Source organism: Microbacterium fluminis, from assembly GCF_051549805.1.
Taxonomy (GTDB): Bacteria; Actinomycetota; Actinomycetes; order Actinomycetales; family Microbacteriaceae; genus Microbacterium.
In genome coordinates this window covers 143212-157483 of the sequence record NZ_CP196042.1, presented here as the reverse complement: position 1 = coordinate 157483, position 14272 = coordinate 143212, and the positions used below count along the sequence as shown (strand labels likewise).

11 protein-coding genes are annotated in these 14272 nt (G+C 72.3%); 6 read left to right on the top strand and 5 right to left on the bottom strand.

Annotated elements, in window-relative coordinates; translation table 11 throughout:
• The first annotated feature begins 20 nt into the window (after window positions 1-20).
• Both ACSJDX_RS00690 and ACSJDX_RS00685 read left to right on the top strand, forming a co-directional pair.
• On the top strand, window positions 21-953 hold the full coding sequence (locus ACSJDX_RS00690) for an ABC transporter ATP-binding protein (protein WP_438353689.1): 933 nt from the start codon (window positions 21-23) through the stop codon (window positions 951-953).
• A complete protein-coding gene (locus tag ACSJDX_RS00685; protein WP_438353688.1) occupies window positions 950-2101 on the top strand; it encodes an ABC transporter permease in 1152 nt (383 codons plus the stop codon). Before ACSJDX_RS00690 ends, ACSJDX_RS00685 begins: the two co-directional genes overlap by 4 nt.
• Before the next feature lie 56 nt (window positions 2102-2157).
• On the opposite strand, the gene ACSJDX_RS00680 is transcribed toward ACSJDX_RS00685, so the two are convergent.
• The gene (locus ACSJDX_RS00680) at window positions 2158-3489 is read right to left on the bottom strand and encodes a D-alanyl-D-alanine carboxypeptidase family protein (protein ID WP_438353687.1); all 1332 of its coding nucleotides are present in this window, start codon (window positions 3487-3489) and stop codon (window positions 2158-2160) included.
• A gap of 187 nt (window positions 3490-3676) precedes the next feature.
• Between ACSJDX_RS00680 and ACSJDX_RS00675 the strand changes: the two genes are divergently transcribed.
• The 3 genes from ACSJDX_RS00675 (at window position 3677) to ligD (ending at window position 8375) form a co-directional block, all read left to right on the top strand.
• Window positions 3677-6133 carry an ATP-dependent helicase gene (locus ACSJDX_RS00675; RefSeq protein WP_438353686.1) on the top strand — a complete coding sequence of 819 codons (2457 nt, stop codon included), beginning with the start codon at window positions 3677-3679 and terminating at the stop codon, window positions 6131-6133.
• A gap of 38 nt (window positions 6134-6171) precedes the next feature.
• On the top strand, window positions 6172-7275 hold the full coding sequence (locus ACSJDX_RS00670) for an SseB family protein (RefSeq protein WP_438353685.1): 1104 nt from the start codon (window positions 6172-6174) through the stop codon (window positions 7273-7275).
• A 62-nt stretch (window positions 7276-7337) separates the two neighbouring features.
• Window positions 7338-8375 (top strand): non-homologous end-joining DNA ligase, encoded by a 1038-nt coding sequence (ligD, locus tag ACSJDX_RS00665; protein ID WP_438353684.1) that lies wholly within the window; start codon window positions 7338-7340, stop codon window positions 8373-8375.
• Window positions 8376-8381: 6 nt separating this feature from the next.
• Here ligD and ACSJDX_RS00660 read toward each other — a convergent pair whose 3' ends face one another.
• The 4 genes from ACSJDX_RS00660 to ACSJDX_RS00645 all read right to left on the bottom strand — a co-directional run bounded on the left by ACSJDX_RS00660 (window position 8382) and on the right by ACSJDX_RS00645 (window position 12657).
• The gene (locus ACSJDX_RS00660; protein WP_438353683.1) at window positions 8382-9428 is read right to left on the bottom strand and encodes an ATP-dependent DNA ligase; all 1047 of its coding nucleotides are present in this window, start codon (window positions 9426-9428) and stop codon (window positions 8382-8384) included.
• A 39-nt stretch (window positions 9429-9467) separates the two neighbouring features.
• The gene (locus tag ACSJDX_RS00655; protein ID WP_438353682.1) at window positions 9468-10622 is read right to left on the bottom strand and encodes an AI-2E family transporter; all 1155 of its coding nucleotides are present in this window, start codon (window positions 10620-10622) and stop codon (window positions 9468-9470) included.
• A gap of 27 nt (window positions 10623-10649) precedes the next feature.
• Window positions 10650-11882: an acyl-CoA dehydrogenase family protein gene (locus tag ACSJDX_RS00650; RefSeq protein ID WP_438353681.1), complete on the bottom strand. Its 1233-nt coding sequence runs from the start codon at window positions 11880-11882 to the stop codon at window positions 10650-10652.
• Window positions 11883-11985: 103 nt separating this feature from the next.
• Window positions 11986-12657, bottom strand: a complete 672-nt coding sequence (locus tag ACSJDX_RS00645; RefSeq protein ID WP_438353680.1) for a TetR family transcriptional regulator — start codon at window positions 12655-12657, stop codon at window positions 11986-11988.
• A gap of 93 nt (window positions 12658-12750) precedes the next feature.
• Between ACSJDX_RS00645 and ACSJDX_RS00640 the strand changes: the two genes are divergently transcribed.
• Window positions 12751-14253, top strand: coding sequence for an FAD-dependent oxidoreductase (locus ACSJDX_RS00640; protein WP_438353679.1), 1503 nt, complete (start codon window positions 12751-12753; stop codon window positions 14251-14253).
• The last annotated feature ends 19 nt before the right edge of the window (window positions 14254-14272 follow it).

The window sequence follows — 14272 nt, the reverse complement described above, 5'->3', positions numbered from 1 at the left end:
CCCCGCATAGGGTGGGGAAGGTGACCCCAGCGATCGAGGTGACCGGAGTCCGTCGCTCCTTCGGGGAGGTGCCGGCCGTCCGGGACGCGACACTGTCGGTCGCGGCGGGGCGGGTGACGGGCCTCGTCGGACCGAACGGGTCGGGCAAGACGACGCTGCTGCTCATGCTCGCGTCGCTCCTGGCACCCGACGCGGGCGACATCCGCATCGGGGGCATCGACCCCGTCGCCGAGCCGCAGGCCGCGCGGCGGCTGATCGGCTGGATGCCCGACGCGCTCGGGGCGTGGGGTGCGCTCACGGCTCGCGAGACACTCGTCGTCACCGGGCGCCTCTACGACCTCGACGCTGCGGCCGCGCGTCGCCGGGCAGAGGAGCTGCTGCACCTGGTCGACCTCGCCAACCTCGCCGGCGCCCCCGCACGGGTGCTGTCCCGCGGGCAGAAGCAGCGGCTCGGACTCGCCCGTGCGCTCGTGCACGACCCGGCGGTGCTCCTGCTCGACGAACCCGCCTCCGGACTCGATCCCGGCGCGCGCACCGGGCTCCGCGTGCTGCTGCGCCGCTTCGCCGAGCAGGGCCGCGCGGTGCTCGTCTCCAGCCACGTGCTGTCCGACCTCGACGAGGTCGCCGACGACGCCGTGTTCCTCCTCGACGGCGCGACGGTGCCGGCCGAGCGCATCGCCGCCGCCGCGACGCGGGGGCGCGCCTGGCGGGTGCGGCTGGTGGGAGCGGGACCGGAGGCATCCGTCCCCCTCGTCGCGAGCGCGCTGGGGCGGGAAGCCGCGCAGATGACCGTCGAGCGTCAGGTCGTGCTGGTCGGCTTCTCGTCCGACGACGACGCCGCGGCGGGATTGACGGCACTCGTCGGAGCGGGCCTGCGGATCGCCGAGTTCGCCCCGGCCACGGGGGACCTCGAGCACACGTTCCTCGATCTGAGCGACGGGGGAATCCGATGAACGCGTCGCGGATCGCCACGATCACCCGCCTCGAGCTGACGCAGCGGGTGCGCAGCGTCGCGTGGTACGTGCTGCTGGGCGTGTTCGCGGTGCTGCTTCTCGTCGTCACGGCGCTGTCGTTCGTGGCCGTGACGCCCGGCGCCGACCGCAACGGCGGCAGCGGGAGCGCGGTCTACTCGATCGTGGTGTACTTCGTGCTGCTGCTCGTCGTGCTCGTCTCGCCCACTCTCAGCGGCAACGCGATCAACGGCGACCGGGATGCCTCGACCCTCGCCCCCGTACAGGTCACCCTCGCCACGACCGGCGAGATCATCGCGGGCAAGCTGCTGGCGGCCTGGGTGACGGGACTGGCGTTCCTCGCGGTGTCCGTGCCCTTCCTCCTCCTCGCCATGGTCGCCGGGGGAGTGTCGGCGGGGGTGCTGCTGGTGTCCCTCGCGGTGCTCGTGGTGGAGATCCTGGTGGTCGCGGCGATCGGCGTCGGGTTCAGCGGCATCCTGGCCCGCCCGCTGTTCTCGGTGGCGGTGACCTACCTCGTGGTCGCGGGCCTCGTGCTCGGCACGCTCATCGCCTTCGGGCTGTCGACGGCGGCGGTGCGCACCGAGGTCGAGCAGCGCACGCGCGACCTGATCCCGGTGCAGCCGCAGTCGCTGCCCACTGTGCCCCCGCAGTGCATGACTGCGGCGCCCGGCCAGACCGAGCCGCTGCCGGAGTGCCTCGGTCCGAACCCGGGCGGCGGCGGGCTCGTCGAGCCCGAGTACACCTGCGGCGGGTGGTCGACGTATCGCTCGGTGCAGCCTCGCCCCGACCTGGTGTGGTGGATGCTGGCCCCGAACCCGTTCCTGATCCTCGCCGATGCCACACCCACGGAGTTCCGCGACGGGAATCCGGTGGACCTGTTCGGCAATCTGAAGGTCTTCATCCGCGGGATGCAGATCGCCCCGCAGACCCTGACCGAGTTCGACGGGTGCGCCCGGGCGACGGGGGACTACACGTATCCCACGTCCGAGGAGCGGATCGCCGGCACGGCGCCGAGCTGGTTCGTCGGGCTCGCGCTGCAGCTCGTGCTCGCGGCCCTGTTGATCTGGCGCGCATGGGCGCGCACCCGCACGCCCGCGCGGCGGCTCCCGCCCGGCACCCGCATCGCCTGAGCGCGACCCCGCCGCCGCCGAGCCTGTCGAAGGGCCGGGGCTCCGCGACGAGCTCGTCAGCCGAGCTCGCCGGGATGCGTCAGGCGCCACCATTCCGTCGGCGGCGCGATGGTGCCCTGCACCACGAGCGGCACGCTCACGGAGTGCGGGCCCGCGGTGTAGGTGACCGTCCCGACCTGCTCGCCGTCGGTGTAATCCTGGGGTGGACGGGTGTCCATCGTCACGGCTATCGGCGTGTCCGACCAGGTGAACAGTTCGACGTCGGCTCCGATCACGAGGTCGGCGGTCGCGCCCCACGCCGTCGTGAAGGTTCCCACCGGTGTGCCGCGGACGGCGACCGGCACTGTGTGGAAGCCGGCGCGGATGCTGTCGAGCAGCCGCACGACGGTCGTGTTCACGCTGTCGCGCGTGGCGCCGCCGAGGATCACGCCGGTGACGTCGATGCGATCGCCGGCACCCGAGGGCAGAGTGGCGGTGTAGAGCATCGCGAAGGAGCCCTCGCCGAGGTTGCCGGTCTTGAGGCCGGTGATCCCGCTCGTGCCGAGGAGCGCGTTGGTGTTATAGAGCGGCTCGCCCTCGGCGCCCTGCACGGTGGACGTGCCGGCGATCGCGGCGACGACCGGGTGCGCGGCGGCGAGGCGCGCGATCGCGAGCAGATCCGCCGGCGTGCTCGCGTTGCGGGAGCTCACCCCGGTGGGCTCGACGATCGTCGTGCCAGCGAGTCCGTTCGCGTCGAGCCAGCGGCGTGCGGCGTCGGCGTAGCCGCCGATCGACCCGAACGCCCACCGCGCGACCGCCTCGGCGTAGTTGCTGGCGGAGGGGACGAGCATGATCGCGAGCGCGTCGCGCTGCGACATCGTGGTGCCGGTGGGCATCGCGGCGATGGTGGCGCCCTCCACGTAGTACCGGTCGTAGAGGTCGTGGTCGGCCTTGCCGAACGTGAGCGTCGGCCCCGCCTCGCCGGCGGCGAGCGGGTGGGCGTCGAGCACGACGAGCGCCGTGACGAGCTTCGTGATGCTCGCGATCGACCGGGGCTCGTTGCCGCCGTTCGCCCAGGTCGCCGCGATGTCGGGGCTGAAGTAGGCGTCGGAACCCTGGATGCTGAGGGCCGAGGCGCCCTGGAGGGGCACCGCGATCGCGACCGGCGGCCCGGCGGTCGCCGTCGGCGGCCGGACCGTCGCGAGCGGGGAGCGCAGCGGCGCGTTGAGCGCCCACGCGACGTAGCCGCGGCCCGTCGCGAGGATCGCGACCAGCACGAAGGCGGTGATGCCGCCCGCCCATCGACGTCGCGTCCGCCGCCGAGGATCGTCCACGGGCACGTGCCCGTCGGTGCTGCGGATCATGTCGTCGAGCTCGGTGAGGTCGTCGTCGATCTCCCCCTGCGTCATGCGGGCCCCCGTCCGTCGTGCGCTGCCTCCATCCTGCCCGACCCCATCGCCCGGCGTCGATCGCCGGGGGACCCGGTTCGCGGCATCCGGCCGCGTCCGCACGACGATCGGCGTCCCCTCGGCGAAGGACGTGCGGCGGGAGAGGCCGGGCGGGCTGTCGGGGGTCGCGCCTAGACTGGAGGGCGATATGACCGACGCTCCTGTGCCCCTCATCGTGGGCGGCGATCGCGGCCCCCAGAGCCCCGGCATCCGTCCCGACGCCGACCTGCTCGAGGGACTGAACGAGCCGCAGCGCGACGCGGTCGTCTACCGCGGTCAGGCGCTGCTCATCGTCGCGGGCGCCGGATCGGGCAAGACGAGCGTGCTCACGCGCCGCATCGCGAGCCTGCTGCGCACGAAGGACGCGTGGCCCAGCCAGATCCTCGCGATCACCTTCACCAACAAGGCCGCCGGTGAGATGCGCGAACGCGTCCAGAACCTCATCGGCGACCGCGCGCAGGGCATGTGGATCTCGACGTTCCACTCCGCGTGCGTGCGCATCCTGCGGCGCGAGGCCGAGCAGTTCGGCTTTACCCGCTCGTTCACCATCTACGACTCGGGCGACTCCCGCGCGCTGGTGAAGCGACTGGTGAAGGAGCACGAGGGGGATGCCTTCGGCCTGACCCCCGCGGCCACGCAGGGCAAGATCTCCAAGCTCAAGAACGAGCTCGCCGACGCCGAGTCGTACGCGCGGTCGGCCAACATGGACGACCCGGTCGAGCGCGTGTTCGTCGAGATCTTCGCCGACTACCAGCGCTCGCTGCAGCGGGCCAACGCGTTCGACTTCGACGACCTGATCGCCCAGACCGTCTACCTCTTCCGCGCGTTCCCGCAGGTCGCCGACGTCTACCGCAAGCGGTTCCGGCACATCCTCGTCGACGAGTACCAGGACACCAACCACGCGCAGTACGCGCTCATCCACGAGCTCACGCGCCCGGTCGGCGCCGACGCCGCGCCGTTCGAGTCCGGCGGCGGGATGATGATCTTCGAACCCGAGCCCGCTGCCGACAGCGCAGCATCCCTCACCGTCGTCGGCGACTCCGATCAGTCGATCTACGCGTTCCGCGGCGCCGACATCCGCAACATCACCGAGTTCGAACGCGACTACCCGGGCGCCAAGGTCGTGCTGCTCGAGCAGAACTACCGCTCGACGCAGAACATCCTGTCGGCCGCGAACGCCGTCATCAGCCACAACTTCGACCGCAAGGACAAGAAGCTGTGGACGGATGTCGGGGCCGGCGAGAAGATCGTCGGGTTCACCGGGTACTCGCAGCACGACGAGGCGCAGTTCGTCGCCGACGAGATCGAGACGCTGCACAAGGCGGGCGTCGACTACTCGTCCATCGCCGTGTTCTACCGCACCAACTCCCAGTCGCGGGCGCTGGAGGAGATCTTCATCCGCGCGGCGCTGCCCTACAAGATCATGGGCGGCACCAAGTTCTACGAGCGCGCCGAGATCAAGGACGCGATGGCCTATCTCACGGCGGTCGTCAACCCCGCCGACGAGACGGCGGTGCGCCGCATCCTGAACAAGCCGCGCCGCGGCATCGGAGACGTCACCGAGACGGCGATCGCCCGCTACGCCGCCGACGAGGGCATCACCTTCCGCGACGCGCTCGCCAACGCGTCCGTGCTCGGCGTCGGACCGAAGATCCAGGCGGCGATCGCGCACCTCGACGCGGTGATCGCCGAGGCCTCCGAGATCATGATGCCCACCTCCGGTGAGCTGGCGCCGCCGACCGCGGTCGCCGAAGGTCTCACGCTCCTGCTGCAGAAGAGCGGCTACATGGACGCGCTGCGGGCGAGCAAGGACCCGCAGGACGAGGCGCGGCTGGAGAACCTCGACGAGCTCATCGCCGTGACCCGCGAGTTCGCCCGCAACAACCCCGACGGCACGGTCATCGACTTCCTCACCGAGGTCGCCCTGGTGGCCGACGCCGACGATCTCGACGACGCCTCCGGATCGGTGTCGCTCATGACGCTGCACACCGCGAAGGGGCTCGAGTACGACGCGGTGTTCGTGACGGGCGTCGAAGAGGACCTCATCCCTCATCGCATCTCGGCCGGCGAACCGGGCGGTCCGCAGGAGGAGCGGCGCCTCTTCTACGTCGGCGTCACCCGCGCGCGCCAGCGCCTCTACTTCACCCTCGCGATGACCCGCGCCCAGTTCGGCGAGGTCACCGTCGCGATGCCCAGCCGCTTCCTGCAGGAGATCCCCGCCGAGCTCATCGACTGGCGTCAGTCGCCGGGCGACGTCAACTCCCGCGGCGGCACGCAGTCGCGCGCGCTCAACGCCCGCCGTCCCGGCGGCGGCTCGGGCTGGGGCGGCGGCTCCGGCGGCAAGCGCTACGGCGACGACCTCGTTCCGCTCGGCCGACGCGAGCCCGTCGACCCGTCGCGATTCCCCAATCGCATCCCGGCGAAGGTGCGCGACAACGGCGACATGGAGCTGGTCGCGGGCGACCGCATCCGTCACGAGGACTTCGGCGAGGGCAGGGTCGACGCGATCACGGGCGAGGGCGCCAAGCGCGTGGCGCACGTGCGGTTCGACTCGGGCGCGGCCAAGAAGCTGCTCGTCAAGATCGCGCCGATCGCCAAGGTGTGAGCCCCGCGCCGTTCACCCGCCGCGGTTAGGGTCGGATGATGGGCATCTTCTCCCGCAGCAAGCGCAGCGCCCCCGCCGAGTCCGCGGATGCGGCGGCCGCGCCGATCGACGAAGAGGCGGATGCGTCGACCCCACCGGACGGGGAGGCGGATGCGTCCGCCACGGCGGGCTCGTCGGATGTCGAGGCGGTGGCGGCGCCCGCCGTCGGCGTCGGCATCTCGGTCTCGACGTTCCGTGGCGTCGGGGCGGCCGCCGGCGAAGCGACTCCGGTGGCCGCTCCCGATGGGAGCGCCGGTGGCACCGGCATCCCGTCGGCCGTCTCGGCGCCGCGCGTGCGCCCGCCCGCCGAGGCGCCGGAGGCGCGGGAAGGCGTGTCCGGGCTGCGTGACAACGGACTGCTGCGCGCCGCCCTGGCGTCGCTGCCCGACGATCCCGCACCCGACGAGATCCTCGGCGTCGCCCGGCAGCTGCTGCAGGGCCATGTGTTCCTGCGGGTGAGGGGCGACGCGCGCACGCTGCTGTCGCGCGGCGAGGACCTGCCGCTGCTCGTCGCCTCGCAGGGCGACCTGCGCTACGTGCTCGTGTACAGCGGCGGGGAGGCGCTCCAGGCGAGCGTCCGCGACGACGGCGACACCGAGACCTCGGCGATGGCGCAGCCGGTGACCGCCGTGCTGCAGCACGTGCTCGCCGGGCCGTATGCGGGCATCGTGCTCGATCACTCGTCCGCTCCCGCGCGGCTCGTCCTGCCGCGGGATCTGCTCGAGAAGGCGCTCGCGGACACGAGTCCCGAGCTCACCGTGAAGTCGCTGCTCTCCGCGCCCCGCACCGACGCGACGGCCGCAGAGATCGTCGCCGCGCTGCCGGAGGCGCCGCTGTGGATCGCGGCCAACAAGACCCCCGACGGCCAGGTCGGCATCGCCGAGGCGCGCAGCCCCGAAGGCGACCGATTCCTCGAGGTGTTCAGTCACCCGCTCGAGGTGTTCGCGATGGGGCGCAAGGATCAGCCCGTCACGCTCACGGTCTCCCAGCTCGCCGCTGCCGTCGCGAGCGACGAGGAGCTCAGCGGCGTGCTGCTCGACCCGGCAGGGCCCTGGATCCAGCTCTCCCGCTCCGACCTCGCGTCGATCCTCGCGCTCGCCTGACCCCCCACCGCGCAGACGGAGGAGGATGACGCGGATGCGTCGTCCCCCGTAGGGTCGGACCCATGGCCTCGGAGCGCATCACCCTGACCGTCCCCGGACCGGACGGCGACCGCGACGTGGCGGTGTCGAGCCCGAATCGCGTCCTCTGGCCCGCGCTCGGCATCACCAAGCAGGAGCTCGCGGAGTATCTCGTCGCGGTGTCGGGCCCGTTCCTCGCCGCGAACGGCGACCGCCCGGTGTCGCTGGAGCGATTCCCCGACGGCGTCGACGGGGACAGCTTCTTCTCGAAGAACCCGCCCAAGGGGGCGCCGCACTTCGTCGAAGCGGTGACGGTCACCTACAACAGCGGGCGACGGCATCCGCAGCTCGTCCTGACCGAGCCCGCCGCGGTGGTGTGGGCCGCCCAGATGAACACCGTGGTGTTCCACCCGTGGGCCTCGCTCGCCGGCGACACCGACAACCCGGTCGAGCTGCGCATCGACCTCGACCCGCAGCCGGGCACCGGCTTCCATGACGCCGTGGCGGTGGCGCCGGCGCTGCGCGACGTGCTCGCCGAGGCGGGACTGGAGGCGTGGGTGAAGACCAGCGGCAACCGCGGACTGCACGTGTTCTGCCCGATCGAGCCGACCCACGAGTTCCTCGACGTGCGGCACGCGGTGATCGCCGCCGCGCGCGAGCTCGAACGCCGCGTGCCCGAGGCCGTCACCACCGCCTGGTGGAAGGAGGAGCGCGGGGAGCGGGTCTTCGTGGACTTCAACCAGGCCAACCGCGACCGCACGATGGCCGGGGCCTACAGTCCGCGGGCCCTGCCCGGAGCGACCGTGTCGACGCCCCTGACGTGGGACGAGCTGGCGGATGCCGATCCCGCCGCCTTCACGGTGCGGTCGGTGCCCGAGCGGCTGGCGGCCACGGGCGACCCGTGGGCGGACTTCGCCGCGAAGCCCGGGCGCATCGACATGCTGCTCGAGTGGTGGGAACGCGACCTCGCCGAGGGGCTCGGCGAGCTGAACTTCCCCCCGGAGTTCCCGAAGATGCCGGGCGAGCCGCCGCGGGTGCAGCCCAGCCGCATCAACCCCGACAACTGGCCGAAGGACGAGTGACGGGCGCTACTGCAGCACGTCGCCCACGTCGTAGGCGGCGACCGACTCCAGCTGGTCGTACGTGCACGAGAGCGGATCCCGGTCGGGACGCCACCGCTCGAACTGCACCGTGTGACGGAAGCGCCACTTCTCCAGCTGGTCGTAGCGCACCTCGAGTACGCGCTCGGGGCGCAGCTTCACGAACGACATGTCCTTGTCGGCGCCGGTGAACCGCGACTTCTCGCCGGCACCCGTCACGGCTTCGCCGTCGTCGTCGCGCTCGACCAGCGGGGCGAACTCGTCGATGAGCTCGAGGCGGCGGGCGTTGCTGAACGCCGAGACGGCCCCGACCGGCAGCAGCGTGCCGTCGTCGCCGTAGAGGCCCACCAGGAGCGATCCGACGCCCTCGCCCGACTTGTGCAGGCGGTACGCCCAGGCCACCACGTCGGCCGTGCGGGCGTGCTTGATCTTGAACATGGTGCGCTTGTTCGGGGCGTAGGGCTGCGCGAGCGGCTTGGCCACGACGCCGTCGAGGCCCGCCCCCTCGAACTCGGTGAGCCAGCGGCGCGCGAGGTCGGGGTCGGTCGTGGTGCGTGTCACGTGGATCGGATGCGGCAGGCCCCCGAGCAGGTCGACCAGCTCGGCGCGCCGCACCTCGAACGGCTCGTCCTGCAGGTCGCGATCGCCGCGCGCCAGCAGGTCGAAGGCGATGAACATCGCGGGCGTCTTCTCCGAGAGCATCGCGACGCGGGACGCCGCGGGGTGGATGCGCTGGGTGAGCGAGTCCCAGTCGAGCCGCTGCGCCCCCGGGTCGCCCGCGGGAACGGCCACCTCCCCGTCGATCAGGCACGGTTCGGGGAGCAGTCGCGCGAAGGCCTCGACGAGCTCGGGGAAATAGCGGGTCAGCGGCTTCGCGCCGCGGCTGCCGATCTCGACGCTCTCGCCATCCCACGACACCAGACCGCGGAACCCGTCCCACTTCGGCTCGAAGCTGAGCCCGCCCGGGGTCTTCGCGGGATCGGGGATCTCGGGCACGGACTTGGCCAGCATCGGCGCGGGGATCTCGTACGGCATGGTCCCATCCTGGCCCGGGCGCCCGACATCCGTCAGCGTCTATCCCTCGAGCGGATGCTTCGGGCGCGCCCACCGCGCGGGCAGGTCGGGGCCGTCCCACACCGAGATCGCACCCCACACGGCGGCGGTGATGGGCACGGCGAGCACCGCGCCGACGATGCCGCCCACGACGGTGCCCGCGGTCAGGGCGACCAGGATCACGAAGGCGTGCAGCTTCATCGAACGGCCCATCAGGAAGGGCTGGAGGAAGTTGCCCTCGAGCTGGTTGACGAGTACGACGACGCCGACGACGAACAGGGCGTTCACCCAGTCGTTGGCCACGAGCGCGACGAGCGCGGCGAGGATGCCGGCGACCGTGGCGCCCACGATGGGGATGAACGCGAGCAGGAACACCAGCACCGCCAGCGGGATCGCCAGCGGCACCTGCAGGATCAGCAGACCGATCAGGATGCCGACCGCGTCCACGAACGCGACCCCCGCCGTGCCGCGCAGATACGAGCCGAACACCGACACGGTCTTGTCGCCGATGCGGCGTGCGCGCACGTAGGACTCGCCGCGGAACGGACGCAGCACGAACTCCCACATCTGCGGCCCGTCCTTGAGGAAGAAGAACAGCACCGTCACCATCAGCACGAGTCCGGTGAGGAAGTTGGCGACCGCGCCGACGCCGGCGATCGCACCGGTGCCGAACTGCGACGAGGTGAGGAAGCCGCTCAGCTGCTGGATCCACTGGTCGATCTGACCCTGGTCGGGGGCGAACGGCAGCGTGTTCACCCACGCCATCACGTTCTGGAATCCGTCCGTCGCCTGCGACGAGAGCTCACCCCACTGGTCGCGCACCGCCACCACGATCAGCCAGCCGACGAGACCGAGGATCACGACGATCCCGAGCAGTGTGATCACGGTCGCCAGCACCGAGGGCACGCCGTGGCGCCGCATCCAGCTCATCACCGGCGCGAACGCGCACGCGAGGATCAGCGCGAGCACGACCGGGATCGTCACGAGGGTGAGCGATTGGATCGCCCAGATCACGCCGGCGGCGACGGCGACGACCACGATGACCTGGATCGCGCGGGTCGCGAGCCGCCCGAACCCGTCGGCCCACTGGCTCCACGGCGCCCGCGTGGCCTTCAGGTCGACGGCGGATGCCTCGAGCGTGACCCGTCTCGGAGCGCCGGCGCGGAAGAGTCCCATGCGTTCGAGGCTACGGGAGGGCTGCGCTCAGGCGAAGGCGCCCATGCCGGTGATGTCGCGGCCGATCAGCAGCGCCTGCACGCTCTCGGTGCCCTCGTACGTGTGGATGGCCTCGATGTCGGCCATGTGCGCCATCACCCCGTACTCCAGCAGGATCCCGTTTCCGCCGAGGAGGTCGCGCGCGGATGCCGCCACCCGCCGCGCGGCACGGGTGTTGTGGTATTTCGCCAGCGACGCCTGCGTCGGACGCAGCTCGCCGGCCGCCTCCAGATCGGCCATCCGCCGGCAGTACAGCTGCATGGCGGTGAGCTCGTCGAGCATCTGCGTGAGGCGCTCCTGGACCATCTGGAACTTGGCGAGCGGCTTGCCGAACTGCATACGCTGCTGGGCATATTGCAGCGCCGCCTCGTAGCAGGCGGTGGCGTGGCCGAGCGCCGACCACGCCACACCCGATCGGGTCGCGTAGAGCACGGTGGAGGCGTCCTTGAACGACCGCGTGCCGGGCAGCACCGCGTCGGCGGGCAGGCGCACGTCGGCGAGGGTGATATGCGCCTGGTGGATCGCGCGCAGCGAGGCCTTGCCGAGGATCGGCTCGCCGACATAGCCCGGCGTCTCCTGCGGCACGAGGAAGCACCGCACGGTGCCGTGGTCGTCGTCCCCGGGGCTCTCGACCCGCGCCCACACGAAGGTGACGCCGCCGGAGGAGCCGTTGCCGATCCACTTCTTCGCCCCGTCGAGCACCCATCCCCCGTCCGGCATGCGGGTCGCCCGGGTCTCGAGCGACACGGAGTCCGAGCCGTGATCGGGCTCGGTGAGCGCGAACGCGGCGAGCACCTCGCCCCGCGCGATCGGAACGAGGTGCTGCGCCTTCTGGGCCTCGCTGCCGAACAGCGCGAGCGTGCGCAGCGCGAGTCCGCCCTGCACCGCGAGGATCGTGCCCATCGAGCCGTCGCCGCGCGAGATCTCCATGTTGATCAGGCCGGCGGCCAGCGGCGACAGGGGTGTCAGACCGTCGTGGGCGATCCCGTCGGCGAACAGGTCGAGCTCGCCCATGCGCCGGGCGAAGTCGAGGTTGTACTCGCCGCGGTCCCACCACTGCGCGATCTCCGGGACGATCTCGCTGGTGAAGGCGCGGGCCCGGTCCCACGCGTCGCGTTCGACGGGGGTGAGGTCGGCGAACACCGCGTAGTAGTCGGTGTCGAGCGGCGCGGCGATCTCGTACCGCTCGGTCTGCTGGCCGGGGACGGGCGTGAACGACATGGCTGCTCCTGTCGAACGAGGGCTGATCGGGTCAGCCTACCGCGACACTCAGTCTCACGTCAGGGAGAACGCAGTGCCACCGACGATGCGGTGGACCGCTCGCTCAGGCGAGCGTCGCCCGCAGTCGGCGGGCGACCTCGGCCGCAGGCATCCGCCTCGGGAACACGGCCACGGCGATGTCGTCGGGCTCGTCGCCGGCGCCGTCGGGATGCACCCCGAAGCGGCGCATCGCGTCGTCGAGCGCATGGCGCAGCACGGTCACCGGCACGCGCCGCGGCCCGCGCAGCAGCTGGCGCAGCACGTGGTTGTGCACCGCGGTCACGAGGGCCGAGAACCCGACCGCGTCCAGCGGATCCAGGCCCGGCAGTGCGCCGCGGAGGTACTCGTCGAACAGGCGCTCGTAGCGGAAGACCGTCACGATCTCGCGGTCGCGCAGCGCGGGGATCTGCCGCACCACGGTGTACCGGCGGCGGGCGAGCTCGGGATCGGCGGCGAAGTGCCGGTACACCTGCACCGAGGCATCGCACACCGCCGCCCACGGGTTCTCGTGCCGCGCCTCGAGGTAGGTGCGCAGCTGCTCCAGCAGCAGCTCGTGGTCGGCGAAGACGACGTCGTCCTTGCCGCCGAACTGGCGGAAGAACGTCGACCGCGAGACCCCGGCGGCGCGGGCGATCTGCTCCACCGAGGTCTGGTCGAACCCCTGCTCGGCGAACAGGTCGATCGCGGCCGCGACCACCGCGGTGCGGGAGGCGCTCGACGGTGCGGACTCGGTCATGGGCCGTAGCCTAACGGGCCGCCCGAGCGCCCCGTCGGGCTGCGTCGCTGTCAACCCCTGGCGGGGAGCGGATGCCGCGGCTTGGCTGGGTCGATGACGTCGCTGTGGAGATCCGCCGCCCCGGCCGTCGCCGGCACGGCGTTCGAGCCCGGTGCGCAGCACGACGTGATCGTGGTCGGCGCCGGCATCACCGGACTGTCGACGGCGCTGATGCTCGCCCGGTCGGGGCGCGACGTGGCCGTGCTCGAGGCCGGCGACATCGCCCACCTGGCCACCGGCGGCAACACCGGCAAGGCGTCGCTGCTGCAGGGCTCGGTGCTGTCCACCCTCCGCCGGCACCACCCCGCGGCGCTCGTGCGGGCGTACGTCGACGCGAACCGGGCGGGCATGGAGTGGATGCTCGCCTTCGCCGACGAGGCGGGGGTGCCATCGTCGCGGCGCACCGCGTACAGCTACGCGCAGACGGCGGGGGCGGCATCCGTCGTCGACCGGGAGTTCGAGGCGGCGCGGGAGGCGGGCCTGGACGTGCGGCGGGCGGATCCCGACGCGATCGGGATGCCGTTCCCCGTGGCCTCGGCGATCGCGCTGGCTGACCAGTCGGCGATCGATCCGGTGCGGCTGGCCTCCGCGCTCGCGCGCGAGTTCGTCGCGGCCGGCGGCACGCTGCACACGGGGGTGCGCGTCACCCGCACCCATGCACTGCCGCGGGCGGGCGTGCACACTCCGGCCGGTCCGATGTCGGCCGATCAGGTGGTGCTGGCCACCGGAGCGCCGATCGCCGATCGCGGGCTGTACTTCGTCAAGACCCGCGGGCTGCGCTCGTATGCGGTGTCGTTCGACCTCGACGAGCCCGTGGCCGACGGCATGTACCTCTCGGTCGACGGCCCGACCCGCTCGATCCGCTCGGTCACCGCGGCGGACGGCCCCGGCCCGGGCCTGATCGTGGGAGGCAACGGCCACCCCGTCGGCCGGGCGGACTCCGAGCGGGCCCTCGTGGACGACCTCGTGTCGTGGACGCGTACGCGGTTCCCGGGCGCCCGCGAGACGCACCGCTGGTCGGCGCAGGACTACGAGTCGCACGACCTGATCCCGTTCGTCGGGGCGCTGCCGCGCGGGCTCGGCCGCATCCGCTTCGCGACCGGCTACGGCAAGTGGGGGCTCACCAACGGACCGTGGGCGGCGCTGCGGCTCAGCGCCGAGATCCTCGGCACGCCGTGGCGGGACCGGCCCGACTGGATGGTCGCGATCGGCACGCGCCTCACGGTGCCCGCCGACCTCGGGCGCGGGGCGAAGGAGAACGCCGGGGTGGCCGTGGCCGCCGCGTCGGGATGGACGGATGCCTCCACCCGCCGCACGCCGATCGCCCGACCGGCCGAGGGGGAGGGCGTCATCGCCACCCGCGGCGTTCGGCCGGTCGGGATCTCCACCGTCGACGGCGTCACGCGGGCGGTCGGCGCGGTCTGCCCGCACCTCGGCGGAGTGCTGGCGTGGAACGACGCCGAGTGCACGTGGGACTGTCCCCTGCACGCCTCGCGGTTCGCGCCCGACGGCACGCGGCTGGAAGGCCCCGCGGTGCGGGACCTCCCCCGACTCTGAGCCCGGATCGCCATCGGGC